The organism is Paraflavitalea sp. CAU 1676, assembly GCF_029223285.1.
Classification (GTDB): Bacteria; Bacteroidota; Bacteroidia; order Chitinophagales; family Chitinophagaceae; genus Paraflavitalea.
On record NZ_JARHUJ010000001.1, the window covers coordinates 340,215 to 360,223 of the forward strand.

19 protein-coding genes are annotated in these 20,009 nt (G+C 46.0%); all 19 read left to right on the plus strand.

The features are described from left to right. The first annotated feature begins 1 nt into the window (after window position 1). The 19 genes from P2H89_RS01460 (at window position 2) to gmd (ending at window position 20,004) form a co-directional block, all read left to right on the plus strand. Window positions 2-886: an FkbM family methyltransferase gene (locus P2H89_RS01460; protein ID WP_275824690.1), complete on the plus strand. Its 885-nt coding sequence runs from the start codon at window positions 2-4 to the stop codon at window positions 884-886. Between the two features lie 34 nt (window positions 887-920). Beyond that, window positions 921-1,538, plus strand: coding sequence for an imidazole glycerol phosphate synthase subunit HisH (gene hisH / locus P2H89_RS01465; protein ID WP_275824691.1), 618 nt, complete (start codon window positions 921-923; stop codon window positions 1,536-1,538). Further along, entirely contained in the window at window positions 1,535-2,278 is a 744-nt protein-coding gene (locus P2H89_RS01470; protein WP_275824692.1) for an AglZ/HisF2 family acetamidino modification protein, read from the plus strand. Before hisH ends, P2H89_RS01470 begins: the two co-directional genes overlap by 4 nt. A 10-nt stretch (window positions 2,279-2,288) precedes the next feature. Next, window positions 2,289-3,299, plus strand: coding sequence for a Gfo/Idh/MocA family oxidoreductase (locus P2H89_RS01475; protein ID WP_275824693.1), 1,011 nt, complete (start codon window positions 2,289-2,291; stop codon window positions 3,297-3,299). After that, on the plus strand, window positions 3,296-3,766 hold the full coding sequence (locus tag P2H89_RS01480; protein ID WP_275824694.1) for an acyltransferase: 471 nt from the start codon (window positions 3,296-3,298) through the stop codon (window positions 3,764-3,766). The genes P2H89_RS01475 and P2H89_RS01480 overlap by 4 nt, the downstream gene beginning before the upstream one ends. A 20-nt stretch (window positions 3,767-3,786) precedes the next feature. After that, the gene (locus tag P2H89_RS01485; RefSeq protein WP_275824695.1) at window positions 3,787-4,893 is read left to right on the plus strand and encodes a DegT/DnrJ/EryC1/StrS family aminotransferase; all 1,107 of its coding nucleotides are present in this window, start codon (window positions 3,787-3,789) and stop codon (window positions 4,891-4,893) included. A 6-nt stretch (window positions 4,894-4,899) separates the two neighbouring features. Continuing rightward, on the plus strand, window positions 4,900-6,057 hold the full coding sequence (locus tag P2H89_RS01490) for a hypothetical protein (RefSeq protein ID WP_275824696.1): 1,158 nt from the start codon (window positions 4,900-4,902) through the stop codon (window positions 6,055-6,057). Next, window positions 6,054-7,256 (plus strand): hypothetical protein, encoded by a 1,203-nt coding sequence (locus tag P2H89_RS01495; RefSeq protein ID WP_275824697.1) that lies wholly within the window; start codon window positions 6,054-6,056, stop codon window positions 7,254-7,256. The genes P2H89_RS01490 and P2H89_RS01495 overlap by 4 nt, the downstream gene beginning before the upstream one ends. A 5-nt stretch (window positions 7,257-7,261) precedes the next feature. Continuing rightward, window positions 7,262-8,566, plus strand: a complete 1,305-nt coding sequence (locus P2H89_RS01500) for a glycosyltransferase (protein ID WP_275824698.1) — start codon at window positions 7,262-7,264, stop codon at window positions 8,564-8,566. After that, window positions 8,550-9,596, plus strand: a complete 1,047-nt coding sequence (locus tag P2H89_RS01505) for an acyltransferase (RefSeq protein ID WP_275824699.1) — start codon at window positions 8,550-8,552, stop codon at window positions 9,594-9,596. Before P2H89_RS01500 ends, P2H89_RS01505 begins: the two co-directional genes overlap by 17 nt. A gap of 58 nt (window positions 9,597-9,654) precedes the next feature. Beyond that, on the plus strand, window positions 9,655-10,806 hold the full coding sequence (locus P2H89_RS01510) for a glycosyltransferase family 4 protein (RefSeq protein ID WP_275824700.1): 1,152 nt from the start codon (window positions 9,655-9,657) through the stop codon (window positions 10,804-10,806). Between the two features lie 17 nt (window positions 10,807-10,823). Beyond that, window positions 10,824-12,287 carry a hypothetical protein gene (locus P2H89_RS01515; protein WP_275824701.1) on the plus strand — a complete coding sequence of 488 codons (1,464 nt, stop codon included), beginning with the start codon at window positions 10,824-10,826 and terminating at the stop codon, window positions 12,285-12,287. A 6-nt stretch (window positions 12,288-12,293) separates the two neighbouring features. Next, window positions 12,294-13,310 carry a glycosyltransferase family 1 protein gene (locus P2H89_RS01520; RefSeq protein ID WP_275824702.1) on the plus strand — a complete coding sequence of 339 codons (1,017 nt, stop codon included), beginning with the start codon at window positions 12,294-12,296 and terminating at the stop codon, window positions 13,308-13,310. 211 nt (window positions 13,311-13,521) lie between these two features. Beyond that, on the plus strand, window positions 13,522-14,421 hold the full coding sequence (locus tag P2H89_RS01525) for a hypothetical protein (protein WP_275824703.1): 900 nt from the start codon (window positions 13,522-13,524) through the stop codon (window positions 14,419-14,421). Window positions 14,422-14,556: 135 nt separating this feature from the next. Next, window positions 14,557-16,416 carry an asparagine synthase (glutamine-hydrolyzing) gene (gene asnB / locus P2H89_RS01530; protein WP_275824704.1) on the plus strand — a complete coding sequence of 620 codons (1,860 nt, stop codon included), beginning with the start codon at window positions 14,557-14,559 and terminating at the stop codon, window positions 16,414-16,416. A gap of 9 nt (window positions 16,417-16,425) precedes the next feature. Further along, entirely contained in the window at window positions 16,426-17,574 is a 1,149-nt protein-coding gene (locus tag P2H89_RS01535) for a glycosyltransferase family 4 protein (protein ID WP_275824705.1), read from the plus strand. Beyond that, a complete protein-coding gene (locus P2H89_RS01540; RefSeq protein WP_275824706.1) occupies window positions 17,571-18,140 on the plus strand; it encodes a WcaF family extracellular polysaccharide biosynthesis acetyltransferase in 570 nt (189 codons plus the stop codon). The genes P2H89_RS01535 and P2H89_RS01540 overlap by 4 nt, the downstream gene beginning before the upstream one ends. Beyond that, on the plus strand, window positions 18,137-18,883 hold the full coding sequence (locus P2H89_RS01545; RefSeq protein WP_275824707.1) for a glycosyltransferase family 2 protein: 747 nt from the start codon (window positions 18,137-18,139) through the stop codon (window positions 18,881-18,883). The genes P2H89_RS01540 and P2H89_RS01545 overlap by 4 nt, the downstream gene beginning before the upstream one ends. 5 nt (window positions 18,884-18,888) lie before the next feature. Beyond that, entirely contained in the window at window positions 18,889-20,004 is a 1,116-nt protein-coding gene (gene gmd / locus P2H89_RS01550; protein WP_275824708.1) for a GDP-mannose 4,6-dehydratase, read from the plus strand. The last annotated feature ends 5 nt before the right edge of the window (window positions 20,005-20,009 follow it).

Sequence of the window (20,009 nt, forward strand, 5' to 3'; positions counted from 1 at the left end):
GATGAATAAATTACAAATGCACTTTCAAAGCCTGTCCAAATTTGGGTTTGCCAAAGGACTTAAAGTAGCTACGGGTGTAATGTTCCGGAAGGCAACCAACCTTTTTTCTCCGTATGAACTAATTGCAAAGACGACTTTCGATATGTTGCTGGCCCAGGGCGCCGATGTCAGAAAGAAAGGAGACTTAATCGATATTGCCTTTAAGCCTGAATACGCTGCAAAGCCTGTTCATTTTCATATTCGTCCGGCTGCAACGGACATTGTCATTTTCAATGAAGTTTTACGGCATGAAAGTTACAAGCCCGCTATCGAGCTTCAAAAAAGGCTGAATCTGAAAGTTGAATACATCATAGACGCCGGTGCCAATGTGGGCTCGGCTACTGTTTATTTCAAAACCTATTACCCTGCTTCAAAAATAGTGGCTGTTGAGCCTGCCGACTCGAATGCTGCAGTGTTGCAGGCAACCATTGCCGCCAACGGTTATACCGATGTCAAATTATTTAAAGGGGCTTTGTGGAATAAGAACGAAAAGCTGGCGATGAAAGATTTTTTCAGGGGGGATCGTGAAAAAGAACTGTCCTTTTATGTTGAAGAAGCGGAACCTGCAGCTGCCAGCGACTCCTATGTAGAAGGTGCGACCATTGAGCATTTAATGGAACTGTATCAATTTCCCCGGATCGATATCCTGAAGATCGACATAGAAGGGGCTGAAACGAAGATCTTTACCAGCCCCGACCAATACTTGCCACTTTTATCGAAAGTGGGTATCCTGGCTATTGAAATACATGAAGAGGTTTTTGATAAATGGAAGTTTGTCAATGAGTTGGAGCAAGCTGGTTACAGCCAGATCAATATCGGCGAGATATTGTACGTTTATAAGCGATAAGAATTGGGCATTTTGTTGATCTTATTCCTATAACATGAATGCGATCGTTAACTATGGTTTGGGAAATCTTACCTCAATTCTGAATATGCACAGGAGGTTGGGCATTCCCGCAGTCATCACGAGTCAGCCCGAAGAGATTCGTGGAGCCGACAGAATCCTGATCCCGGGGGTAGGCCATTTTAAAAAAGGCATGGACAATCTGCATCAGTCGGGACTAAAAACCCTGCTGGACGAGCTTGTACTAGGGCAAAAGAAACCCGTTTTGGGCATTTGCCTGGGTGCGCAACTGCTCACGAAACATAGCGAAGAAGGCGATGTCGATGGGCTTGGTTGGGTGGATGCAGTTACAATACGATTTGATCAATCTAAACTGAATGGTCGAAAAGTGCCTCATATGGGCTGGAATGATGTGAAGCTGGTAGATAAGAACCCACTTTGGGAAGGATTGCAGGATGAACCCCGGTTCTATCATGTGCATTCTTACCATTTCCAGTTTGAGCGGCAGGAAGAAATAAGCGCTACAGCTACCTACGGATACGAATTCGCGACAGCTTTCAGAAAAGGCAATATTTATGGTACGCAGTTTCACCCCGAAAAAAGTCATAAGTTCGGGATGAAGGTGCTGGAAAACTTTTCACACCTTAGTCAATGAGCCGCACGAGAATCATACCGGTCCTGTTATTAAAGAATGGCGGGTTGTATAAGACCATCAAGTTCAAAAGCGCCACTTATGTTGGAGATCCCATCAATACTGTTAAGATCTTCAATGAAAAAGAGGCCGATGAATTGGTGGTGCTTGACTTTAACGCCTCTGCCGAGAACAGGGCAATCGATCTTAAGAAAATAGCAGAGATTGCCGGTGAAGCATTTATGCCCATGGCTTACGGAGGTGGTATAAAGTCCATGGATGATGCCCGGAAGGTGTTTGATGCCGGTTATGAAAAGGTGGTGTTGAATTCGATATTGTTCGATAAGCCGGACATCATTGAAAGTATTGGTTCTGTTTATGGGGCACAAGCGATTGTGGCTGCTATCGATGTAAAGAAGAACTTTCTTGGAAAGTATAAAGTATATTCCCATTCTGGTACCAAAAGTACCGGGTATTCACCGGTTGAATGGGCGCGCAAACTGGAAGGGGCTGGGGCTGGCGAGATCCTTGTCAATTCCATTGACCAAGATGGTACGTGGGCTGGTTATAATGTTGACCTGGTAGAGTCGATCGCACATCAGATCAACATACCGCTAATCGCCTGTGGCGGTGCGGGAAATACTGAGGATCTGAAAAATGCTGTTGCTGCCGGCGCTTCGGCAGTGGCAGCAGGAAGTATGTTCGTTTATCAGAAGAAAGGAATGGGTGTTTTAATCAGTTTTCCTACCGGGTTAAAGATCTGAATTAATGAGTATGGATAATAAAAGATTGAAATTTGGTATCATTGGTTGCGGCAGGATCGCTCAGCGACATGCTGAACACATTCGCAAGTCGGGCGACCTGGTTGCCGTGTGTGATATCGTTTCCGAAAAGGCCGACGATCTGGCTAAGCTGCATGGTGCAAAGGCATATAGCAATACGGACGAGTTTTTGAAGGAACATCCCGAGATGGATGTTGTTGCTATTTGCTCTCCTAATGGATTACACGCCGAGCATTCTGTCAAAGCACTGAAAGCCGGTTTTCACGTTTTATGTGAAAAACCAATGGCCTTGAGTGTGCATGACTGCGGAGAAATGATCAACATGGCAGAAAAGGCCAACAGAAGGCTTTTTATCGTTAAACAAAACCGGTTCAATCCTCCAGTTGCAGCTGTCAAAAATCTGATTGAAGAGGGTAGACTGGGTAAAGTTTATAGTGTACAACTGAACTGCTTCTGGAACCGAAATGAAGCTTACTATAAGAACTCCTGGAAAGGGACAAAAAACATGGACGGTGGTACGCTGTATACACAGTTCAGTCACTTTGTTGACCTTTTGTACTGGTTGATCGGCGATGTAAAAACGGTTCATGCTTTTGGTGGTAACTATCATCATGAAAATATCATTGAGTTTGAGGACAGTGGTGTTATTTGTATGAAATTCTACAACGGCGTGATTGGTACAATCAATTATACCGTGAATAGTTTCGACAAGAACATGGAGGGATCATTAACGATTTTTGGTGAAAAGGGCACGATCAAGATCGGCGGCCAGTACCTCAACGAACTGGAGTACCAGAAGATCGATGGTTATGAGATCAAAGATCTTCCCCCTGGCAATCCTCCCAACAATTATGGCCAATACCAGGGTTCCATGTCGAACCATGATAAGGTATATCAAAACCTCGTTGAAGTGCTGACCGGTAATGGCGTAATTGCCACCAATGGTTTTGAAGGGCTTAAAACGGTTGAAATTATTGACAAGATCTATTCTGCAATGCAATGAGTAATAGTCCACAGCTATTTGAAAGCGGCATCCGTGCCGATGTAGTGTTTGGAGAACAGGTTAAGGTGGTAAATCCTGTTAACCTATACGGATGTTCCATCGGTAATCAGTGCTTTATTGGTCCTTTTGTGGAGATACAAAAGGATGTGGTGATCGGTGACCGTACCAAGATCCAATCGCACACATTTGTTTGTGAGCTGGTTACTATTGGCAGCGATTGCTTTATTGGCCATGGTGTTATGTTCATTAATGACCTTTTCAGTGGTGGAGGGCCGGCAAGGGGCGATAAATCCAAATGGAAGAGCACCTCGATCGGCAATAATGTTTCCATTGGTTCCAATGCTACTATTTTGCCCATATCGATTTGCGATGGGGTTGTCATTGGTGCAGGATCGGTCGTTACGCGTGATATTACCGAACCGGGTGTTTACGTAGGTAACCCTGCCATTTTTCTCCGTAAAATTTAACTATCTACAATTCCAATAACATGCAAATCCCATTTGTTGACCTTAAGAAGCAATATCATTCAATTAAGTCGGATATCGATACGGCCATTCAACGAGTGATAGAAGAAACGGCCTTTATTGGCGGTACTCATGTTAAGCAGTTTGAAAAAGCCTTTGCCGAACTCTATGGAGTGAAGTATTGTGTGGGTTGCGCCAATGGAACGGATGCCATTTACATCATTCTTAAAATGTTGGGTATAGGACAAGGCGATGAAGTGATCACCACAGCCAGCAGCTGGATATCTACTTCAGAAACCATTGGCCAGACTGGCGCCAAGCCGGTATTTGTGGACATCGAGCCTGACTTTTATACGATCGATGCCAACAAGATCGAAGAGAAGATCACTTCCCGGACCAAAGCTATCATACCTGTTCACCTATATGGTCAGGTTGCAGACCTGGAAGCCCTGGCTAAGATCTGTGAGAAGCATAACCTTTACCTGATCGAGGATTGTGCTCAATCGCATTTCTCTCAGTTAAGCGGGCGCAATGCAGGTACCTGGGGTATTGCAGGTACGCTCAGCTTCTATCCGGGCAAAAACCTGGGGGCATACGGAGATGCCGGTGCGATCATTACCAACGACGAAAAATTTGCCGAAAAATGCAGGATGTATGCGAACCATGGTGCGCTCATCAAGCATCAACATTATATCGAAGGTATCAATAGTCGACTCGACGGTCTTCAGGCCGCAATTTTGAATGCAAAGTTGCCCCATGTCCTTCAATGGACCGATCAGCGTATCGCCAATGCCGCTATCTATACTGAACTGTTGAAGGGGATACCTAATATTTCCCTTCCTGCCCAGCGACAAGGCTCGCGTCATACCTGGCACCTATATGTTATCAGGGCCGAAAAGCGAAACGAACTGGCCACCTGGCTGAAGGAACGTGGTATTGAAACAGCGGTTCATTATCCTACGCCTCTACCTTTTATGGCTCCCTACGAGTATCAGCGTGCTGCCCGTGAAGATTTCCCGATAGCTGCTGCTTACCAACAGGAGATACTCTCTCTTCCCATGTATCCGGAATTATCAAAGGATCAAATGCAATATGTGGCAGATGCTATCGCTGCTTTCTACCGGCAGTAAACAATTATGAGTTTTACATTCAGTAATAAAGTAATCTACCTGCTGTCGCCCGAACGGTGGGGTGCTATGCGCATCTCAAAGCACCATTATGCTATTGAGTTGGCGGAGAGAGGCAATACCGTTTATTTTATTGAGCCTCCGGATCTTTCGCACACAGGGATCACCGTTTCTCCATCAGGTGAGCATGATTCCTTGTTCATTGTCAAATATAAACCCCTATACAGGGGCAAGCGGTTTTTGCCAACTGTTGTTTACAGGTGGCTGCTGCAAGTGCAGATCAGGTCTCTTGAACGGGCGATCGGCCGGCAACCGAACGTTGTTTGGTGCTTCGATCCATACCGGTTTCTAAATCTCAAATGGTTCAGGGCATCTGTTACTATTTTTTTCGCTGCCGACCTGTTCAGTCATGCTGAGCTGCCGGAGGAAGCGTTGACTGCGGATATCTGCCTGGGCGTTTCGGACACTATCGTGGAGACATTGAAAAGAGGCGCCCGGAATGTCCATTTCGTCAATCACGGTTTGAATCGATTCTTCGTCCAGGCTGCCACAACCCAGTTAGAGCAATTGGCGAAGGCACCTGAAGGTGCCCAAAAGCCCATTACCGCCGGATATGTTGGCAACCTGCTGATGGAAGCACCTGATAGAGAAAGAATGCGGCAGGTAATTACCGCGCACCCCGACGTACGTTTTGTTTTTTGGGGGCAGTATGAAAAGGGTGGGAATATTGGCAGTTTTGAACATGAAGGGGTAACCTCTTTTGTCAAATTCCTGAAGGCACAACCGAATGTGGTGCTACGCGGTGCCGTACATCCTTCCGTGCTCAGTGAAGAGTGCAGGCAGGCCGATGTTTTTTGGATCTGCTGGCAGCTTAACCTGAACAAAATGTGGGACGGCTCCAATTCGCATAAAATATTGGAATACTTAAGCACTGGTAAACCAGTGGTTTCTCATTATATGTCTACCTACAAAGGAACGGGGCTGATCGATATGCTGGCTTCAAAAGATAATCAGGATTTCGCAGCCCTGTTTGCTCAGGTAATAAACCGTGTTAAAACCGGAGAACAAATCGACAAACAGCGGGAACGCATCCAGTTCTCCATTTCCAATGCTTACCAATCGCATATCTCGAACATTGAAAGCCTTGTACAAGGGCATCATTCATGAAGCATATTTTGTTCATCACCAGTACTAACCTGGCCAGTAACCCCCGTTGTAGAAAAGAAGTAGAACTGGCCATTGAAAACGGATACCAGGTTTCGGTTATCGCTTTTCAGATGTCCAACTGGACCTGGGAAAAGGAACTGCAGATCAGGGAAAGTTTGCCAGCTGTTACTTTCTATTATATCCCTGCCGGCCGGTCTTCGTACCGGTTGTGGCTGGAATCGGTATTTTTTGAAAAGGCATGCGTGTGGCTAAACCGTATAGGTATCAAAACCACCCAAACGTTGGGTATTGGTGTTAACCGGAGAGCTGTGTTGATCCAAAAGCTTCTTAAAAGCAAGAACCTGCAACCGGATATTGCGATTGCTCATAATCCCGGCGCCTTTTGGCCTGCGATTTATCTCGCCAATAAGAAGATCCCTATTGGTATCGATGTAGAGGATTACCATCCTGGCGAAGTCGGAGATCAGGTTTTGAGCGACATGCACAAGCTGCTTTTGCAGAAAGCTTTGCCAGCCGCCACTTATGTGTCTTTCGCTTCGGGACCAATAATGGATGAAACCGTTTCGCTGCTGAAGTCATCAAACGGGGTAACGCATTTTGTAATCAATAACCTTTTTAAAAAGAGGGATTTTCCCTCCCCTGCAGAACAGGTGAACGATGGACCGCTTAGGATCGTTTGGTTTTCTCAAAACATCGATGCCGGAAGAGGACTCGAGCAGATTTTACCCATCCTGGATAGGTTTACCGATAGGATCTCTGTGACTTTGATCGGAAACGCCGGAACTGCCTTCTGTGAGCAATTCGTTGCTCCCCGCAAACATATTAAGCTGGTAAATTCAATGTCGCAGGCCGAATTGAACAGCTGCATGAGTAATTATGATATTGGACTGGCGATCGAACCTGGAAAAGACCGGAACAATACGCTGGCCCTATCGAACAAGATCTGTACTTATTTCCAGGCTGGCATGTATATCATTGCCACCGAAACCATTGCGCAGGCTTCCTTTATAGAGTCATTTCCGGAACATGGTACGCTGATCGACCTGAAGATGGAGAATCTGGAACCTACCCTTGTACGCTTACTGGCCGGGGTGGTGCCATTGAGGAATGCGCGGCTTTCAAGATGGGAGGCAGCACAAGGGCAGTCGTGGGAGCATGAAAATCAAAAACTGCGGCTAGCATGGAGCAAAATGGCTTGAAGAAGGTGAAACGCGTTTTAATCATATCTCCTCACTTTCCGCCGGTGAACAGCGCTGATATGCACAGGGTGCGCCAGTCGCTTGCCTATTTCAGGGAGCTGGGTTGGGAGCCGGTCGTTATCACGGTAGATGAGCGATGCATAGAATCCTATAGTCTTGATCCATTATTGTTGCATACCTACCCGGCAGATATCGAAGTCCATAAAGTAAAGGCCTTTGATGTCAAGTATACACGGAAGCTTGGTCTGGGTAGTTTGTCCATGCGTTCCTATTTCCATATTAAGCGGAAAGGAGATGAATTGTTGAAGGGACGCAAATTTGATCTGGTATATTTCTCTACCACGGCCTTTCACGTAATGGCTTTGGGGCCAGGCTGGAAAAAAAAGTGGGGTGTTCCATTTATTCTTGATATTCAGGACCCATGGAGAAGCGATTTTTACCTGGACAAACCAAAGTCTGAACGCCCGCCTAAGTTTTTCATTTCCTATAATATCGATAAATACCTGGAAGGTAAAACTGTTCCCCGGGCAGATGGGATCATCAGCGTTTCTCAAGGATACTGCACTGTTTTTCAGCAGCGTTATGCCGGCATGAGCAATAAGAAGTTTCGGGTGATCCCCTTTGGCGTATCGGAGGCGGACTTTTCTGTTATGGAGAAGTTTGTTCGTAAAGCCGATAAGGTGGAATTATCCAAGGATAAAATAAACCTGGTATATGTAGGGCGGGGTGGTCATGATATGAAGTTCGCCCTGGAAATCCTGTTTCGCGCAGTAGCGAAAGGTATGGCCAACAATCCTGAACTATTTTCGAATGTTCATCTTTGGTTTGTGGGTACCAGTTACGCCCCGGCAGGCCGGGGGCAAAAGACTATAGAACCATTGGCCCTGGAATTGGGCATTGGCAACAAGGTTACCGAAGTTACCGATCGTATACCTTATTTCGAGACACTATACCTGCTGCGGAAGGCCGATCTATTGGTGGTTCCCGGCTCTGTAGATACTTCTTATACGGCATCAAAAATTTATCCTTATATATTGGCACAGAAGCCATTGCTGGCTCTGTTTTACAAGGAAAGCAGCGTAGTGCAGGTATTGCAGACAGTAAGCCCGGAAAGCATCCTTGCTTTTGATCATTTGCAATTTTCCCCGGATACCTACGTTGATGAATGCCTGACCTGGCTGAGTGCATACCTCCTGGGTGAAAAAAAATTGATTAATAACCTGGGAGCATTCGCTCCTTACATGGCGAAGCAAAGAACCATAGAACAAGTTGATTTTTTCAATGAAGTAATCGATGAACCTCGGCCTTAAAAAACTAAACGCTCAAAAAGAGATTGCCTCTATAGACCTGTTGCGGGGAATTGCTTCCTGTATGGTATGTTTCTTTCATTTGGCTAAAGGCAATGAGCAGTTTTTGCCCGAAGGCAATACGATGAGGCAGATAGGTTCCATAGGTTGGACCGGCGTCCAGGTTTTCTTTGTTATATCAGGATTCGTGATCCCCTATGCCATGTATATAAAACAGTATACAGCCGCCAGCATGGGTACTTTCCTCAAGAAAAGGATTATCCGTATCGAACCTCCTTATCTTATTTCAATCGTACTGGTGGTTTGCCTGAATTTTGTAAGTACGCTATCTCCGTATTACAGGGGAGCACCTTTTTCCATAGATTGGGGCAATTTGCTAGGGCATGTAGCTTACCTGAACATTTTTACCGGTGATACCTGGCTGAATCCTGTTTACTGGACACTGGCGATCGAGTTCCAATATTATTTGCTGATTGCCTTTGCCTACAGCCTTATTGTGCACGAGCGACCATTGGTCCGTTACCTGTTCTTTATCGCATTTGTGTCGCTATCATTTTTCCCCTGGCCCAGTGGACGCTTTCTATTCACATACGCACCTTTCTTCCTTTCGGGGATCTTATTCTTTCAATTCATTTGTGGCATTATTAAAGCCCGTGAGTTCTTTGTATTATTTGGTGCTACTTGCATTTTGCTAGGTTATCAGCAAACCCCCTGGTTCTCCTTTTTGGTCCTGGTTACCGTTGCAGCCATCAATTATGTAGACCGTGTACCTAAAGTTTTCAGGTTCCTTGGCCTGATCTCCTATTCGTTGTACCTGATCCATGTGCCCATCGGCGGTCGGATTATTAATTTATGTGAGGCTCGTATTCAAAACGTTCACATCAGGGAGGCTATCGTTATCATTTCTTTCCTGGTGTGTATAGGTGCCAGCTACTTGTTTTACCGGGTGGTTGAAGTGTATTTCAAAAAATTATCGTCTTCGTTCGGATACCGGCGGAAAAATAATGTAGCGCCTGTTGTAACAGAGGCGTGAACAGTTTGGATGACCAGAAAAGCGAAGTGCGGATTCTAATATTTCTTTATTCAGTTCCATGAAGCGGCTTGCAATCATTACCACACACCCTATTCAATATAATGCTCCCTGGTTTGAACTACTGGCAAAATCTGACCTGGCGGTTAAGGTTTTTTACACCCAGGGGCCACCGTCTGATAATGGGAATTTCGACGAAGGATTTGGCCGCGTCATTAAATGGGATATTCCATTATTAGAAGGTTATGAATACACCTTTGTGAACAATGTGTCTGCCAACCCGGGTACAGGACATTTTAAAGGGATTATTAACCCAACATTGAATCAGGAAGTGACCGATTGGAAGCCTGACGCTATCCTGGTGATCGGGTGGAGTTTTGACAGCCATATTAAATTGATGCGTCGCTTTCACAAGAAAGTGACTATTTTATTCAGGGGCGATTCCACTTTGCTTGATGAACGACCAGGATTTAAAAAGCAGCTTCGAAGGTTGTTCCTGAAGTGGGTGTACAGGCATATCGATGTAGCGCTTTATGCTGGAGCCAATAATAAAGCTTATTTCCAGGCTCATGGACTGAAGGAGAAGCAGCTTGTTTTTACTCCCCATGCTATCGATAATACCAGATTTTTCGATAAAGATGGGCAATATGCACGGCAGGCCAGTGAATGGCGTGCAAGCCTGGGGTTTCGTCCAGATGATATTGTCGTGTTGTTTGTAGGCAAATTAGAGTGGCGGAAAGATCCCCGCATTCTTACTGATTTAGCCAGAAAATTGACAAACCCCAAAGTCAAGATACTGATGGTGGGCAACGGAGCTATGGAGCCAACCATAAAAAAAGAAGCAGGCGGGTTAGCCAACATTAAGTTTGTTGATTTTCAGAACCAAAGCATGATGCCGGTCGTGTACCGGCTGGGGGATGTTTTCATTTTGCCATCAACGAGTGAAACCTGGGGACTGGCGCTTAACGAAGCAATGGCCTGCGGCTTACCTGTTATTGCAAGCGACAAGGTTGGGGCTGCCGTAGATTTGATCAAACCCGATGTAAATGGTTTTATTTTTGCTACCGGAAACCTTGATGATCTGCACAGCAAACTGGAAAAGACCATTGAGGGGCATTCACTGAAGGCGATGGGGGCGAAGTCGGCTGAAATTATCAGGTCGTGGAGTTTCGAGCAGATCGTTGGATCTATTCGTTCTGTGGATGTAAATTGATTTATTAGTTTCGCACCGTGAAGTCATTTAAACCATATTTATTCCTGGGAATGCAGGGCGTAGTGCTATTGCTATCGCTCCTTACGAATTGGTATATCCCTTTGTCATATATCATGTTGGCCATCATTTTCATGATGGTACTGGATAAACTGGGAAAAGGCCTCGTATTGCGCGAAATCGTGGCACTCCATACAATTTTTATTTGTTTGGCGATGCCCACTTTGGGATATACTACCTATACAAGAACAAGCAATTTTGGGTTTTGGGTTAAATACATGCCTGTAACGGAGGAAACTTACTTCGGTTTTGCCTTACCGGCCATTATTGCCTTCTCGATAGCCTTGTGTTGGCCGTTAGGACGGGAGGGTAAAACTGATCAGGGCGCATCGCTGGCGGCTAAGGTTGATTTGTGTCGACAGATATTGTCCAGACCAGCTATGAAGAGGGTGAGTCTTATCATTCTTACGACAGGTGTGGTCATGTTTTTCGCTATGACCGTTTTGCCTTCGGCTTTGCAGTTCATCTTCTCTCTGTTTTACTTTACAGCGTTTGCGGGCCTGCTTTACGTTTACTACACTCCCTCGTTTAAATACAAGTGGGCGATCCTTTCCCTGTTTGTCCTCTTTATTTTCTATAATGCCTTGCGTACGGGTATGTTTACAGTCGTGGCATACATGGGTATTACTCTTTTCTCTTTCTTCTTCCTGGGTTCTAAAGCCGGAATCGCCCGCAAGCTGGTATTTTTTCTTTTTGGAGCTTTTATATTGATCATCATCCAGGTGGTAAAGCCGGAATTTCGTAAATCGACGTGGCGGCAGAACTATGCGGGGAGTAAATCGGAGTTGTTCTTCAATTTGATGACAGAACAGTTGGCTAAGGAAAGCATGTTCTCTATGAAAGCTTTTTATCCCATCTATTACCGCGTAAACCAGGGCTACAACGTGGCGTTGGTAATGAGGCGCATCCCGGAAGTTCAGCCTTATGATGGTGGCAAAAACCTTTCGCTTTCTTTTGCGTCGGCTTTTGTGCCGAGGTTATTGTGGCCCGACAAACCGGAGGCGGGCGGTAAGTTTAATATGAAATACTATGCTGGTGTTTCTATAAAAGGTTGGTCGACCAATGTGGGGCCCCTGGGAGAAGCATATGGTAGTTTTGGCAAGTTTGGAGGCATTCTCTTCATGTGCTTGCTGGGTATCTTCATCCGGGGGGTGTATCTGCTCGTGTTTGTACTGAGTAAAAAAGTTCCATTGCTGGTCTTCTGGCTCCCAGTATTATTCTACCAGATTACCTATTCCGCAGAAACGGATAGCCTTCAGATATTCAATTCGCTTATCAAGTCTGCATTCTTCATTTGGGGGGTTTATAAGATCATGCCTCAATGGTTTGGACTATATAAGGACAGGTACATTATGAAACGGCGCAGGAAGCCCACCATTCAGGATCAGGTAAACGGAGCGCAGGTTTCAACTCACCCCGGATAATTTTTCATGGCGGATAACGAACAAAACTCGCTCAGGATTTCGCTGATCTTCCGAAAAAACCGTGAACACGGCTTTAGTATTGAAAAGATCTTTCGGCAGCTTGGCGATATCATCGCACAAAAAGCGACGGTACAGCAGGTCTACGTACCGGAAATAAAAGCTTCACCCCTGCATATTTGGAAGAATATCAGGTCGGGAAAGTCATTGTCGGCAGATATATTCCATATTACCGGCGATATCCACTATATGGTGATGGCATTTCCGCGTAAGAAAACAATCCTCACGATCCATGATTGTGTATTCCTGTACCAATCGAATGGACTTAAAAAATGGCTCCTAAAGCTCATTTTCCTGAAATTGCCTGTAAAGCGATCCAGGCTGATAACGACCATTTCCGATAAATCACGCCGGGAAATCATTGAAAATTCCGGATGTGATCCTGAAAAGGTGGTGGTAGTGCCCAATCCTGTGGGAGATCTATTTTACTATCGGCAACATAGTTTTAGGCAAGAACAGCCCGTACTGCTATTTATTGGCTCTACACCCAATAAGAATATCGAGCGGGTCATCGAGGCTATCAAAGGAATTCCCTGTTTGCTTCATATTGTGGGAAACCTAACTGCGCATGCTAAGAATTTGCTCGAAATGAACAATATTCAGTATGAACAACGCGAAGGCCTGTCTGAACAAGCATTGGCTGATGCTTATGCGGATTGTGATATTGTTATGTTCCCTTCTACTTACGAGGGCTTTGGCTTGCCAGTTGTGGAAGGACAAAAATCCGGCCGCCCGGTGATCACCAGCAATATCAGCCCCATGAAAGAAGTAGCCGCCGAAGGCGCCTGTTTGGTAGATCCATACGATACTGCATCGATCAGACAGGGGGTTTGCAAGATCATGGCCGACGCTGAATATAGGGACCAATTGGTGAAAAAGGGGTTTGAAAATGTTAAACAATATGAAGCAGTTGCCATTGCCGAAAGGTACTTACAGGTATACAAGCGCGTGAAAATCAATGATTGAACACTCGTACTGTAGAAACATTTAATTTCATTTTAATTGCACAACTTTAGGCCACGGTCTTAATTTTTAGTAATTATGCATCGGAATCCTGACCAAATACGTTCACATAAGAGATCAAGACCAGTTTCCAAAAAATCTTACTTATGGCCAGGATATGTACCTCTAAATCTGATACCGGCATGGAATTCCGTACGTTCAATGTCGTTATCTTATGAATTTATTTCGACGCTTAATACAGCCCAATTCTTTCCTTTCCAGAAATGGAAAGTATATTATTATATTCCTGAATGGCTTCTTACTCGCTTCACTGGTTTACTTCTATATCGAAAAACAATATGAGAAGGGATTGTTCACGGCAATGGCCTCGTTTGTCAAAAGCCAGGTAGTGAACACACCTTCCGATAGCCAGGCTGGCAAAGAAGATAGTCTGCTTACCAAAAGTGTTCACCTGGTACACCAGATTTGTGAATACCGGATGCCTGTATTTGTTGCTAACAATATTAGTGGAGTGAAGGCCAATGTGATCGCCCCGGTTAGTGTCGACCTGATGACTGCGCAGGGGGCCTGTGGAAGCCACGCCTACGTACTGGCCAGATTGCTCCAGGAAATGGATATCGAAACGCGGATCCCACAAATGACTGTAGAAGGGCAGAGTGCCGGGCATATCATTGTGGAGGCCAAAACATCAGCGGGTTGGGTTGTTATGGATGCGCTGAGTGATGTCTTTTTCAGAAAGCCCGATGGACAGTTGGCCGGGTTCAAGGATGTTCATAGCAATTGGGAATATTATAAACAACAACTTCCCGCGGATTATAATATGGCATACCGGTACGAGGGCGTTCGCTATACCAACTGGGACAAAGTACCCGTTATTATGCCCTTATTGAAAAACGTAATGTACCTGGCCGTCGGAAAGGAGAAAACGGATAGCTATTCCATCAGAAGTCTTGGCCTCAAGAAAAATAATATTCTTTTTAACCTGACCCTTGGTGCATACCTGATCGTAATGCTTTTTTCCATCAACCTGTATTTGAAGGCAAAGAAGAAAGCTGCTTTGACGACGGCCGCACCAGACGCCACAGTTGCTCCGGTTCCCGTTCAACCTATCTAAGCAAGGCTGTACTATTTACCCTGGTTTCCCGTTGTACTCAATGATCGAAAATTTGAGAACCCGTAATAGGAGTACTCTTTTTTTTGCGGTTCGATGCCACCCTTTGGCATTATTCCCTTATAATTTTTTTGAAACATGTGCGGCATTGCCGGTATACTTCATTTCAGGCAGCCTCTGGCTGATCCTTCGACCATTAAAAAGATGACCGATGCCATGGCGCATCGGGGCCCCGATGCCCACAACGACTTCATCGAAGATGAAGTGGCTTTGGGACATCGGCGGCTCTCGATCATCGACCTGTCTACAGCTGCGAATCAGCCGTTTACCGACCCAAGTGGCCGTTATAGAATGGTCTATAATGGCGAGATATATAATTTTAAGGAGGTCAGGGATCGCCTCAGTGATTATCCGTTCACTACCACGGGTGATACGGAAGTATTACTGGCAGCCTATATAAAATGGGGGGCCGACTGCCTCCCGTTGCTGAAGGGGATGTTCGCATTCGCCATTTGGGACCGGGTCGAAAAGGTGCTGTTCATCGCACGCGACAGGATGGGTGTAAAGCCCATCTATTATTTTGCCAATGATCACCACTTCCTGTTCGCTTCAGAGATAAGGGGGATTTTGGCTACCGGGCTGGTTCCTAACAAGATCAGTACAGCTGCCGTTAGAGAGTTTCTCAGTTACCAATCAATCGGGTTCCCACTATCCATCATTGAAAACATATTCCAGTTGGATGCCGGTTCCTGGATGACCATCCGTCAAGGGAAAATCACCACCCGGAAATATTGGGATATCACCTCAACTTCTACAGAAGGAAGCTACGATGATAAGAGTCAGGTGTTGCGGACAATTCGTCAACTTTTACGTGACTCTGTTGAACGGCGCCTGGTGAGCGATGTGCCCATTGGTGCTTTTTTATCGGGAGGTATCGATTCAAGCGCTGTTGTTGGCCTGATGGCTGAAGTAAGCAGTGCAAGACCCAATACTTTTACGATCGGCTTCAGTGAAAAGGAATTTGATGAGTCGGACTATGCAGCTACGATTGCGCGAAAATTCAATACCAACCACAACCAGGTATTGCTTAAGCCTTCCGTTTTCCTGGATGAACTTGATAATGCACTGAATGCCATGGATACGCCCAGCGGCGACGGGGTGAACACTTATGTTGTTTCAAAAGCTATCAGACAAAACGGCCTCACGGTAGCACTATCGGGCGTTGGTGGCGACGAATTGTTTGCGGGCTACCCCTTTTTCAAGCAGTTTTTGCAGCTTAAGAAGTTCAGTAAGATGTGGGGTATAGCCGGTCCGGCACGACAGATAGCTGCAAGTGTCCTTGCCTTAAAAGGTTCAAATAAAGCAGGCAGACTGCAGCAATTGCTGAAAGCTCCGGCTTGCTCCATTGCTGCGTTTTATCCGGAGTTTAGAAGGATACTGTCGGGAGGGCTGCTGACTAATCTTACACATCTCGATCGGCAATCCACTGCATTGGAAAATAATTTATTGCAACTCAATGGCAGTATGGAGAAGTTTCCAAGCCTGAGTCAGGTATCGATAGCGGAGTACCTTGGGTATACGCAGCATACGCTTTTGAAAGACACCGACCAGATGAGTATGGCCGTATCGCTTGAGGTACGAGAGCCTTTCTTCGATCACGACCTCGTAACCTATGTGCTGGGTATTCCCGATCACTTCAAGTTCCCTCATACCCCAAAAGGTCTTTTGGTAGATTCCCTCCAGGGGTTGTTGCCCCACGAAGTGGTTCACCGCCGTAAACAAGGTTTTCTGTTCCCCTGGTCGGTTTGGATGAAAAACGAACTGTTCGCCTTCTGCGATCAGCGACTGAAACGGATCAGCGAGCGGGATTTTGTCGATGGTAAGGCGTTACTGGCCTATTGGGACCGGTTCAGGAAAGGAGATCCAGGGGTACGGTGGATGGAGTTGTGGCTTTTTGTGGTATTGGAGTATTGGATGGAAAAAAACAGCAGCAATTGATGATCTCCCATGAGTAAAGACAAGAAGTCTATCCTGGTATTTATTGATTGGTTCGATCCAGGCTTTAAGGCCGGCGGCCCCATACGTTCGGCGGTTAATTTTGTACGCCACCTGCAGCACCACTATAAGGTGTATGTGTTTACTGGTGACCGCGATCTGAATGCACAGGAACCCTATGCAAACGTCCAGACTGATCAATGGGTTACTTATGATGAGGCCGTCAACGTGTTGTATTGTTCACCCGGCAACCTGAACTGGAAATACATCCGGGGTGTAATGGAATCGATCAATCCGGATCATATTTATCTCAATAGCCTCTTTTCGAGGTACTTTACCATTTATCCGCTGTTGATCAACCGGTCGAGAGGATGGAAAAATAATACGGTACTGGCTCCCCGGGGAATGTTGCGGCAAAGCGCTCTGCAATTCAAGGCTACCAAAAAGAAGTTTTTCCTGCGCGCTTTCCGGTGGTTGTCGGTGCACCGCCATATAGCTTTCCAGGCAACGGATGACACGGAGTTTAAGGACGTACAGCAGGCTTTCGGTAATTCCTCCAAAGTCGTATTGATACCCAATTTCCCGGCTTATGTGCAACCTTACCCGGGAAGTTCGCCCAAGAAGAAAGGGACTTTGAACATTGTTTTCGTAGGCAGGATCCACCCCATCAAGAACCTGCATTTCCTGATCGAACGGATGAAATACCTAAATGGGGAGGTTTCGTTGAGCGTTATTGGTAGTGAGGAAGATAAAGCTTACACAGAAAGCTGCCGGCAACTGTCCGCAACATTACCGACAGGAGTTAGGGTCAATTTTATGGGTGAGAAGCCTAATCATGAGCTGCCCGGCATTATTGCCCAACATCATATTTTCGGATTGCCAACGCAGGGAGAGAACTTTGGACATGCTATTTTTGAAGGGCTTTCTGCCGGTAAGCCTGTATTGATCAGCGATCAAACTCCCTGGAGAAGTCTGCAGACTGCCAGAGCAGGTTGGGATTTACCGCTTGGAGACCCTAAGGGCTTTGAACAGGCACTTCAATCTGTACTCGATATGGAACAGGAGCAATACAACCAATGGTCGTCAGGAGCCTGGAATTTCGCCTACCAGTTTAGCGCAGGTTCAGATGCTTTGCAAAAATATACCCGTTTATTTCAATGAAGCCCGCAACAGACCTTTCATCGTACAACAACGATTGGTATAAAGCCGAGATCGGGGCTTCCCGTTTCAAACAGGCTGCCTGGTACCTGATCAACGTTTGTTTCTACATCAATCCCTTGTTTCCACTAAGTGGGTTTAAAACAACAATGTTACGTTGGTTTGGCGCCAAACTGGGTAAAGGCGTCGTGATTAAACCAGCGGTCAATATCAAGTATCCCTGGAAACTAACCATCGGCGATCATGTTTGGATAGGTGAGAAAGTTTGGATCGACAACCTGGCCCCTGTATCCATTGGTAGCCATGTTTGTCTTTCTCAGGGCGCCATGCTGCTAACCGGTAACCATGATTACAGCAAGACAACTTTCGATCTGTCGGTTTCCGGTATTACTCTGGAGGAGGGTGTATGGATTGGTGCGCAAGCACTTGTTTGCCCCGGAGTTCATGCTGCCTCTCATGCTGTATTATCGGCTATGTCCGTGGCTACGAAGAATTTAGAATCCTATACTATTTACCAGGGCAATCCTGCACAACCCGCCCGCGAAAGGGTGATCGCTCCCAAGCCATGACAATATCAATTATCACAGCTACCTATAACAGTGCCGAAACCGTTCGGGACACGCTGACCAGCGTTGCCCGGCAAGATCATCCGTCCATTGAACATATTATTATAGATGGGGTGTCGAAGGATGGTACCCTCGATATTGTTAAAGACTTTCCGCACGTTGCACGAATCGTTTGTGAAAAGGATAGGGGTATTTATGATGCCATGAACAAAGGGCTGAAAGTGGCTACCGGTGATGTAGTCGGCATATTGAACTCCGACGACTTTTATAACAACGATCAGGTCCTTTCCCGTGTCATGGCGGCTTTCGAAGATCCGGCAATAGATGTTGTATACGGTGATCTGCAATATGTTAGAAAAAATGACGTTTATGTAGTCACCCGCCACTGGAAAAGTGGCCGGTACAAGAGAAAATACTTCTACTATGGATGGATGCCCCCGCATCCTACGTTTTTTGTGCGACGCAGGATTTATGAGCAGGTAGGAGTTTTCAACACTGATTTACGATCTGCTGCCGATTATGAAATGATGCTCCGCATCCTGGTGCGCCACGATGCGAAAGCAGGATATATCCCTGAAGTATTGGTGAAAATGAGAGCTGGCGGTATGAGCAATGCTTCCCTGAAGAACCGGCTTCGGGCAAACCGAGAAGACCGGATGGCCTGGGCTTTGAATGATCTGAAACCATTTTTTTTTACGACCTGGCTGAAGCCCGTGCGTAAAATATTCCAATTTATAACCAGATAAACACTATGCCAAAAGTTGCTTTAATTACCGGTGTTACCGGCCAGGATGGAGCTTATTTGACTGACCTGCTTTTGAAGAAAGGGTACGTTGTTCACGGGATCAAGCGCAGAAGTTCGCTTTTCAATACCGAACGTATTGATCATCTCTATCAGGATCCTCATGAAAAGAACGTACAGCTGAAGCTGCATTACGGTGATCTTACGGATTCTACCAACCTGATCCGTATCATTCAGGAAACTCAACCCGACGAGATCTATAACCTCGCGGCCATGAGCCACGTTGCGGTGAGTTTCGAAACGCCGGAATATACAGCTAACGCCGATGGTATCGGTACGCTGCGGATCCTGGAAGCAGTACGTTTATTGGGCATGACCAAGAAAACCAAGATCTATCAGGCATCAACTTCCGAATTATACGGAAAGGTGCAGGAAATCCCTCAATCTGAAAGAACTCCTTTCTATCCCCGTTCTCCCTATGCAGTAGCTAAAATGTATGCCTACTGGATCACGGTGAACTACCGGGAAGCTTATGATATGTATGCCGTAAATGGTATCCTGTTCAACCATGAATCTCCACTTCGCGGTGAAACATTCGTTACCCGCAAGATCACCCGTGGTGTGGCCAAAATAGCACTGGGGCTGCAGGATAAAATTTACCTCGGTAACCTCGATGCCAAGCGCGACTGGGGGCATGCCAAGGATTATGTAGAAGCAATGTACCTGATACTTCAACAACCCAAGCCGGAAGATTATGTTATTGCAACCGGTGTAACCACGCCCGTTCGTGAGTTCGTGCGTATGGCCTTTAGTGAGGTCGGTATCACTGTTGAATTCAAGGGCAAGGATGAAAAGGAAATTGGTGTCGTTACTGCCTGCAAGAACCCCGACTTCAAGGTCGAGATCGGTAAAGAAGTGGTAGCTGTGGATGCACGCTATTACCGCCCAACCGAAGTAGACCTGCTGATCGGCGACCCCACCAAATCTCAAACACAATTGGGGTGGAAGCCTAAATACGACCTGGCCGGCCTGGTTAAGGAGATGGTAGCCAATGATGTAGAGTTATTCAGGAAAGAAGTGCTGCTAAAAGGAGAGGGTTACTACGTGCGTAACCAGTTTGAATAGTATTT